Genomic DNA, 7,382 nt, shown 5'->3' on the forward strand with positions numbered 1-7,382 from the left:
AAATCCGCCCGCGCTTTCCTCCTTGTCAGATTTATCGCCGCTGCAGCTCGCGCTGACAGCAGCAACAAACCTTAGACTTTTCCGTCGTTCGCACTAAGCGCGTCGATGACGGCTTTCGGAACATGCCGCAAACGCGTTCTGGAGTGGACAAACTCTCTACCTCACTAGTTGACACAATACCAACCGGTTGGTATTTATTCATTATGCCACGCCCTACAAAACATGCTCCCGAACGCGGCGATGCCCGCACAAGACTTCTCGAAGCAGCCCGTGATGTTGTTCGAACCAAAGGTTTTGCCGCAACAACCGTAGATGATCTCTGCAAGGCGGCAGATGTAACGAAGGGCGCATTCTTTCACCACTTCAAGTCAAAAGACGCCCTAGGTGTCGCGGCCGCTGAATTCTGGACTGAAACGACAGGAGCGTTTTTCTCGGTAGCCCCCTATCACCTCGCAAGAGATCCGCTCGATCGTGTTCTCGCATATATCGCATTTCGCCGTGCCATGATCACCGAAGACATTGTGGAATTCACCTGTCTGGTTGGAACACTCGCCCAGGAAACTCATGCCACTGCCCCGGATATTCGGGACGCGGCCGGTGCCAGCATCTTCGGCCATGCAGAAACGCTCGAAGTCGATATCGCCGCCGCTGTCCAGGATCATGGCATAACGCCTGAAGGATGGGATGCGGCGTCACTTGCCCGGCACTTCCAGGCAACAATTCAAGGCGCGTTCATTCTGGCCAAGGCAGGCAACGACCCGGGCCTTGCTCGCGAGGCTCTGGATCACCTCGACCGCTACGTCCGCCTTCTATTTGGCTGCGTGCAGTCGAACATGTCAGGAGCCATTCAATGACCGAACGCCCCAACTCCCGACTCTGCATCTTCCTCAAGGAAGGGGCCGAAGAAGCCGCCTGCTTCTATGCTGCGACATTGCCCGACACGACTATTGATCACGTTCAAACCATTGGTCCGAACATGTCCATGGTCCTTTGGTCCTGCATGGGCACCAGATACACGCTGATGGACGGCAATGAGGCGTTCGCGCCGAAGCAAGACCATTCGATTTCGGTCGCGACACTGGACCAGGCCGAAACGGACAGGCTTTGGGACGCACTGACCGAGGGCGGGAGCGAAGGCAATTGTGGTTGGCTCTGCGACCGCTTCGGCGTCCATTGGCAAATTGTTCCAACAGCACTTACCCACATGCTCTCGGACCCCGACCGTGAGGCAGCATCCCGCGCACAGGCCGCCATGATGAGCATGAAGAAGATCGACATCGCCGCAATGCGCGCCGCCTTCGACGGCTTGCGAGCGCGATCATCGACAATGGCGACGTGAGACCGGGAGTAAGCGAACTCGAACCTCGACCATCCCGCACGTTACATCGACCTGCTTCTCAAGCCAGACAGACAAGAAGGGACATACACGATGAGAAACGATCACAACGAAATCACTATACTGTGCCAGCGGCTCGGCAAAGCCCACTACGAAAAGGACGCGGACGCGATTGTGGGCTGTTATGCGCCCGATGCCGTCATCTATTCTCTTGCGCCGCCCTTGAAGGACAAAATCGATCTTGTGGGAACGCGGGAATGGCTCAAGACGTGGGACGGACCGATCCTCGTTGACGCAGAGGACGTCAATCTCGTCGTCGGCGAAGACACTGCTTGGTCGACGGCTTTGAATCGTATGCGCGGGACAAAGACAGACGGAACAAGAGAAGACATCTGGTTCCGAACAACCATGTGCTTTCGGAAACTGGACGGTGACTGGCGGATTGTTCACGACCATTCTTCCACCCCGTTCTATATGGATGGATCGGTCAGAGCGGCTGTCGATTTGGAGCCGGACTCCTCGACAGCGTAGAGCCAAAATGCGAACTCCCACGCCGCGGAAGAGAGGCGACCAGCACAATGGTGGTCGCAAGATATTCGCTCACTGATCGGTCCAACGGTGATGGGGTGGTCAGAGCTTTCGCCAAAGTTGTTGAGACGGTTAGAATGCAAGATGGTTGTGTCGATTTCGCTATCTCAGCAGATCCTGCCGACCCATCGCGAATAAACTCATTTGAAGTATGGCGTGACGAGCCGTCCCTAAGTGCATGGCAGGCAGTTCACACTGCCCGTCTGGACGACCGATGTGAACGTCAACCCCTATCGGATCGACATAGCAAACGAAAAAGGTTGAGTAAGCAATGCTGCTTTCCGGAAAGAATGCCGTCGTTTACGGGGCTGGTGGGAGTATCGGGCGTCGCGTGGCGACCGCCCTGGCGCGCGACGGCGCAACCGTACACCTTTGCGGTCGAAACACTGGAGCCATTCAGTCCGTTGCAGATGGCATTCGCGCCGCGGGCGGAACCGCGACCGTCTCGGCCGTAGACGCCCTTGACGGCGACGCCGTGCGCAATCATGCCGATGAAACGGAAGCATCGGCGGGATTGATCGACATTTCGTTCAACCTGATAGGTGTCGCAGATGATCAGGGCACCGCGCTGATCAAGATGTCGAAGGCCGATTTTCTTCGACCGATCACCATTGGCGCAGAAGCCCACTTTACGACAGCGACTGAGGCCGCCCGCAGGATGGCGGCGCGTGGAGCTGGTGTCATCTTGGCACTGACCGCCACGCCCTCCCGCTTGGCACTTCCGCTCGTCGGCGGTTTTGGCGCCTATTGTTGTGCTATCGAAGGATTTTACCGGGGATTGGCCGCTGAAATCGGTACCGCCGGTGTAAGGGTCACCTGGCTGCGGTCTGCCGGCTCACCGGAGACCTTCAGTGACGATGTTGCAGCAAACGAACACGGTGACCAAGCAGGCCTCGCGCACTCCGACTATCTTGAGCAGATGAGGAACGCCACGTTGTTGAAGCGCTTTCCTCGTGCAAACGAGGTTGCCGAAGCAGCTGTCCTCGCGGCCTCTGACCGTGCATCGGCAATCACTGGTTCGGCGATCAATGTGACCTGTGGCCAGATCGTCGACTGACAACTGCAAGATGGCCTGCGCGTTCAATCAAGGGGCGCATCCGCACTTGCCAAAAAGACAAGGAGTCCAAAAGCTTTACCGCTGGTAGTGGCGGCGATGCGGACAAAGCAACCCTCGGCCTTGCGGAAACGAAGGTCTGCTCCGATCTGAGGCGTTATCGGACGGTCGCAACACACATCGGCAAACGTCACTGCCGTTGTTTCGTGGCGCAAGGTATATCACGGGCGCACGTTAAGAGGCTTTCTCATCAAGACGAATGGTCCTTCCGGGTATGATTGCAATTCCACAAATTCATAGCCAAGAGCCGCGTAAAACTCCCGCGCTGTTAGTGAGGAATGAAGCATCATTTCCGGGATTGCTCTCTGTCGCGCTTCTTCTTCAATTCTTGCAGTCAGCACTTTGCCTAGCCCTTGCCCCTGAAATGCAGGGTCCACGAACAATGATCGCAGATAGTCACCTTTAAGCCCCACCGTTCCAACAAGATTGGCACCCGCGAAACACAAGAAAATAGCCTCATTTTTGATTCTTTCGGTGAGCGGCTCCCGTTCAAAAATCGCGCACAGCATATCAATTGATTTTTGATCATAGTCCTTGGCATTTGAAACGCGGATTGTGCGCTGGATCAGCCCGCTAAGCGGAACCACATCGGCAACGGTAGCCTTTCGGAATTTGAGCGACTTCATCACACCAACCCTATTCCGGGACATGCGACATCGACAAGCTGACAATGATGGCGAAATGGCAGACGTCTTTGGACAGCTCTTTGTCTTTCACAAAGGGGGTGGATTCATAATCTTCATGATGTGTCCTGCCGGCTATCGGATAAGATGCCGCCACCGCGATTGGAGAAGTTCGTGCGCGGCGCAGCATTTGTCACATTGGGCTCGCTGCCGCCGTTGGAGCGAACACAGCACTTACGGTCGAAAGGCCTTACAGGTCATCGAAGACGGCCCATTCCGGACTCTCGTCGTGACAAGCGATGCCGCGGCGCAGCTTCACCAGACCGGTCATTCGCCGCGACAGCGAAATCAAGCCATCAGCGAACTGGTAAAATGCGGACAAAGCTCCATTTCGCTGCGGCTGCGCCAATGTCCGTTTTCAAGAGCCTGTCCTGACAGGGCAGTCATAGCACGCTTCTACATCGCAGAAACGGCATCCCCGGGCTGCGTCTTCTGCAGAATAAACACGCGAGGATAAGAGCCGACGGGCTAACTGGACGAAAGCTGCCTGATCCTTTTTGTTCAGCAAACTCAGTCTTCTTTTGACGAGGGTGCTTCGGGCGTTGAGCATTTTCTTATAACGCTCTTGCCCCTGTGCAGTGAGGTTTAGTTCCACCGCGCGTCCGTCCTCTTTGGAGGGCCTGCGCGAAACAAGATCATCAACACACATCCGATCGACCAATCGCACAGTGGCTGCATGGGATAGGCCCAACAAGCCGCTGAGTTGTCGGATTGTCAGCGACGGCGCACGCCCGATATACGCAATGGCCTGAGCAGGTTCGTTGCGCGGTGCGAAAACGGCGACGGCCTGCCCGAGTTCATCAACGAAGTTCAGGCACAAAGCTGAAACCGCATTTAAGTCCCTTTGGTCCATATCCTCATAATATATGCGTTGCGCATACAGATCAACGCGCTACATTTGTATGCATGAAGCATATATTTTCTCGCAGAGCGCGCATTTGGCTCGCAGACAATCTCGCTCTCTTGAGCTTCTTCACGCTTACGGGCGTGTTGAATGAAAGGTTCATCGCAGGGATGGAATGGAGCGAGGTCGCTACGGCACGACTGATAGGAGCGCCCTTGATGATCCTGACGGCACGCCCGTATGGCGTTTGGCGGGACTGGGTGATGCTGACATCGGGCGCAGCAGGATCCGGCCAGGCGCGGGCCTTCGTCTTTGACACATTCGCTTTGCTCAGCTTTCAGGTGCCAATCTACGCCGGGATCATCTGGATGGGTGGTGCTTCGGGCACAACCTTGCTCTCTGGCATCCTGGGGGCCGCCGTGATCATGCTGGTATGCGGACGCCCGTATGGGCTATGGCTTGATACCGTGCGGAACTGGATGGACGTGACCATCGAAGCGAAGCCTAACAGCGTGTGACACCGAAAGCTGCCGTTCGTACATCGCGCAGCATCAGTCAAAGTGGGCTCGTAGCGGACTTGCGGCGTTGCAGCGCCGTCAAAAGCGACGGAGGCGGCGGCCTTGCGGACGTAGTTGCCTCTCGTAAGGGACGTCCAAATGTCCGGTTCATTGCTCTTGGGCAACGCGGCGCGCGCCATTAGACAGTGCGCATGGGCGGAACGAAGCCAAAAGTCATGCAACGCGATGGGGTTACGGCCACGGGCTACCTGATGCTCGCGACATTCGGCTGGCTGATCTACACCTTTGGCCCTGCAATCCCTCTCATCCGTGACGGACTTGAGATCAGTCGGACGTTGGCAAGCCTGCACAGTGTCACCTTCGCGATCGGGATCGTTGTCGCCGGTCTCGCCGCATCCTTGACTATTCGCCGTATCGGGCGGGCGAGCACGCTGCGCCTCGGATTGCTGCTTGTCCTCCTCGGTGTTGTTGGCCTCTCTATCGGGTCGCTGCTCAGCGTTGGCGCGCTGTTCGTGACACTCGCGGCCGCGGGGACAGCTGGTCTGGGGGGTGCGCTCGCGAACAACACTGCAATCGCTGTGCTATCGGATCATCACGGCGATCTGTCGCCGACTGTCCTGTCAGAGGGCAATGCTCTCGCTTCGGGTATTGGATTGATCGCACCGCTGGCGCTTGGTCTTGCCGCCGCGAGTATTCTGACGTGGCGACCAGCCATGCTGGCAATCTTCCTGCTGTTGGGACTCGTTGCTTGGCTTCTTTCGAAATCCTCTTCGAGCCAAGCATTCACGGTCGTTCCCGCGGCGCAGACCTCCGAGCGGCTCCCGAGCGACTATTGGCCGATGTGGTTCGCTCTCATCGCGTGCATCATGGTCGAGTTCTCCGTCGTTGCTTGGAGCCCCGATCTCGTTCGCGACAGGTTGGAACTTGGCCCCGGCATCGCAAGCGCCCTTCCTTCGGCCTTTCTGGCGGGCATGTTCATCGGCAGGGTCGCGGTGGCACGGCTTTCTCTGGACACGGATGCGAAACGATTGTTCCTCGCGTCCCTAGGGCTTGCTTTGATCGGCTGGGTCCTTTTGTGGGCCACCACTGTCGTTTGGCTGGCGTTATTGGGCCTTGCTCTGACAGGGCTTGGCGCTGCGGGTCAGTTCCCGCTTGGATCAGCCCTCCTCATTCGAACCGCCAAAGGCAACACCGACCGGGCCGTGGGTGTCATGGCAGCGGGTCTTGGGGCCGCTGCTGGTGCTGGACCATTCGTTTTGGCCTCCCTAGCAGACGGACTTGGCATCTACCTTGCCTTTCTCATGGTTCCGGCTTGTTTGATCGCCGCGGCCGTCCTTTCGATGGTCAGCACAACGGCACCGAAAACTGAAAGCGGGCATTCGTAGTCACCGCAGCATTGGTCGAAGAGGGCTCTGAACTGACCTCGGGTGCGGCGTGGCATCCTGTGATATTCTGGCATGGTCAGCGTCGAGTTGTCGTACTGGGAGGGCATGGCGGATCGGAGGATCAGTCATGCAAACACCGAATTTACCCGCCATCCGAGCACTGCGACCCGCTTGGAACAAGGGCCGGATTGTCGGTCAGAAACGGCCACTCAAGCCCAAACACGTCTGGGCGATCAGGGTTCGGCTTGAACTCGCAGAGAACCATCGCGACCTTGCTCTGTTCAACATGGCGATAGACAGCAAGCTCCGCGGCTGGGACTTGGTGAAAATGAAGGTCGTCGACGTCATGGCCTCTGGCCAGATCAAGGAACGGGCTTGCGTTCTACAAAGCAAAACTCAGAAACCGGTACGCTTTGTAATCTCGGAAGGCACCCGCGCTTCGGTCGCGAAATGGATGGAGGACAAGCTGATGGTAGGATCCGAGTATCTTTGGCCCGGCCGGTTCCACGAACGCCTCCACATCTCGACGCGCCAGTACGCAAGGATTGTCCGAGATTGGGTCACGTCGATCGGCCTTGAGGCGAGCGCATATGGAACGCATTAAATGCGACGAACCAAGGTGACCCAAATCTACAAGAAGACCGGGAACCTGCGAGCGGTTCAGCTTCTGCTTGGACACACCAAGATGGACAGCACCGTCCGGTATCTGGGCGTCGAACTTGAGGACGCGCTCGCAATCGCCGAAGCAATTGAAATCTAGCAACTTCGGGCCGTCGTCACTGGCGGCCCTAAGGAGACATCCAGCCGACACATGCGATGCTGCGGTGCGGCCCGCCGAACCCGATGGGGTGGATAGCTCCTGCTCCCCCGGCGTCGCAATGCGCCATAATGCAGTTGTCTATCACTGCTAGGAA

8 protein-coding genes and 2 pseudogenes are annotated in these 7,382 nt (G+C 57.2%); 8 read left to right on the forward strand and 2 right to left on the reverse strand.

All coding sequences use genetic code 11. From position 1 onward, the window contains the following. Positions 1–143: 143 nt before the first annotated feature. The 5 genes and pseudogenes from MUB52_RS23645 (at position 144) to MUB52_RS23660 (ending at position 2,981) form a co-directional block, all read left to right on the forward strand. Positions 144–854, forward strand: coding sequence for a TetR/AcrR family transcriptional regulator (locus tag MUB52_RS23645; protein ID WP_263846622.1), 711 nt, complete (start codon positions 144–146; stop codon positions 852–854). Continuing rightward, on the forward strand, positions 851–1,339 hold the full coding sequence (locus tag MUB52_RS23650) for a VOC family protein (RefSeq protein WP_263846623.1): 489 nt from the start codon (positions 851–853) through the stop codon (positions 1,337–1,339). The genes MUB52_RS23645 and MUB52_RS23650 overlap by 4 nt, the downstream gene beginning before the upstream one ends. Before the next feature lie 90 nt (positions 1,340–1,429). Next, the gene (locus tag MUB52_RS23655; protein WP_263846624.1) at positions 1,430–1,867 is read left to right on the forward strand and encodes a YybH family protein; all 438 of its coding nucleotides are present in this window, start codon (positions 1,430–1,432) and stop codon (positions 1,865–1,867) included. A gap of 47 nt (positions 1,868–1,914) precedes the next feature. Beyond that, a pseudogene (locus tag MUB52_RS24160) lies at positions 1,915–2,097 on the forward strand (putative quinol monooxygenase); the annotation flags it as partial. Between the two features lie 98 nt (positions 2,098–2,195). Next, positions 2,196–2,981: an SDR family NAD(P)-dependent oxidoreductase gene (locus MUB52_RS23660; protein WP_263846625.1), complete on the forward strand. Its 786-nt coding sequence runs from the start codon at positions 2,196–2,198 to the stop codon at positions 2,979–2,981. Positions 2,982–3,199: 218 nt separating this feature from the next. Here the strand turns inward: MUB52_RS23660 and MUB52_RS23665 are convergent, their stop codons facing one another. Further along, positions 3,200–3,664, reverse strand: a complete 465-nt coding sequence (locus MUB52_RS23665) for a GNAT family N-acetyltransferase (RefSeq protein ID WP_263846626.1) — start codon at positions 3,662–3,664, stop codon at positions 3,200–3,202. A 415-nt stretch (positions 3,665–4,079) separates the two neighbouring features. Further along, positions 4,080–4,574 (reverse strand): MarR family winged helix-turn-helix transcriptional regulator, encoded by a 495-nt coding sequence (locus MUB52_RS24165; protein ID WP_404818276.1) that lies wholly within the window; start codon positions 4,572–4,574, stop codon positions 4,080–4,082. Positions 4,575–4,627: 53 nt separating this feature from the next. Between MUB52_RS24165 and alaE the strand changes: the two genes are divergently transcribed. From alaE to MUB52_RS23680, 3 genes and pseudogenes are all read left to right on the forward strand, one after another. Beyond that, a complete protein-coding gene (alaE, locus tag MUB52_RS23670; protein WP_263846627.1) occupies positions 4,628–5,083 on the forward strand; it encodes an L-alanine exporter AlaE in 456 nt (151 codons plus the stop codon). 191 nt (positions 5,084–5,274) lie between these two features. Further along, on the forward strand, positions 5,275–6,468 hold the full coding sequence (locus MUB52_RS23675; protein ID WP_263846628.1) for an MFS transporter: 1,194 nt from the start codon (positions 5,275–5,277) through the stop codon (positions 6,466–6,468). A gap of 127 nt (positions 6,469–6,595) precedes the next feature. Then, positions 6,596–7,228 (forward strand): annotated as a pseudogene (locus MUB52_RS23680) (tyrosine-type recombinase/integrase). Positions 7,229–7,382: the final 154 nt, after the last annotated feature.

Origin of the sequence: Roseobacter sinensis (genome assembly GCF_025755255.1) — a bacterium.
GTDB lineage: Bacteria > Pseudomonadota > Alphaproteobacteria > Rhodobacterales > Rhodobacteraceae > Roseobacter > Roseobacter sinensis.

Excerpts from the sequence above, each read along its gene's own strand:
- alaE (WP_263846627.1), top strand. The coding sequence starts at position 4,628 with ATGAAGCATATATTTTCTCGCAGAGCGCGCATTTGGCTCGCAGACAAT.
- MUB52_RS23675 (WP_263846628.1), top strand. The coding sequence starts at position 5,275 with ATGGGCGGAACGAAGCCAAAAGTCATGCAACGCGATGGGGTTACGGCC.
- MUB52_RS23650 (WP_263846623.1), top strand. The coding sequence starts at position 851 with ATGACCGAACGCCCCAACTCCCGACTCTGCATCTTCCTCAAGGAAGGG.
- MUB52_RS24165 (WP_404818276.1), bottom strand. The coding sequence starts at position 4,574 with ATGGACCAAAGGGACTTAAATGCGGTTTCAGCTTTGTGCCTGAACTTC.
- MUB52_RS23655 (WP_263846624.1), top strand. The coding sequence starts at position 1,430 with ATGAGAAACGATCACAACGAAATCACTATACTGTGCCAGCGGCTCGGC.
- MUB52_RS23660 (WP_263846625.1), top strand. The coding sequence starts at position 2,196 with ATGCTGCTTTCCGGAAAGAATGCCGTCGTTTACGGGGCTGGTGGGAGT.
- MUB52_RS23665 (WP_263846626.1), bottom strand. The coding sequence starts at position 3,664 with ATGAAGTCGCTCAAATTCCGAAAGGCTACCGTTGCCGATGTGGTTCCG.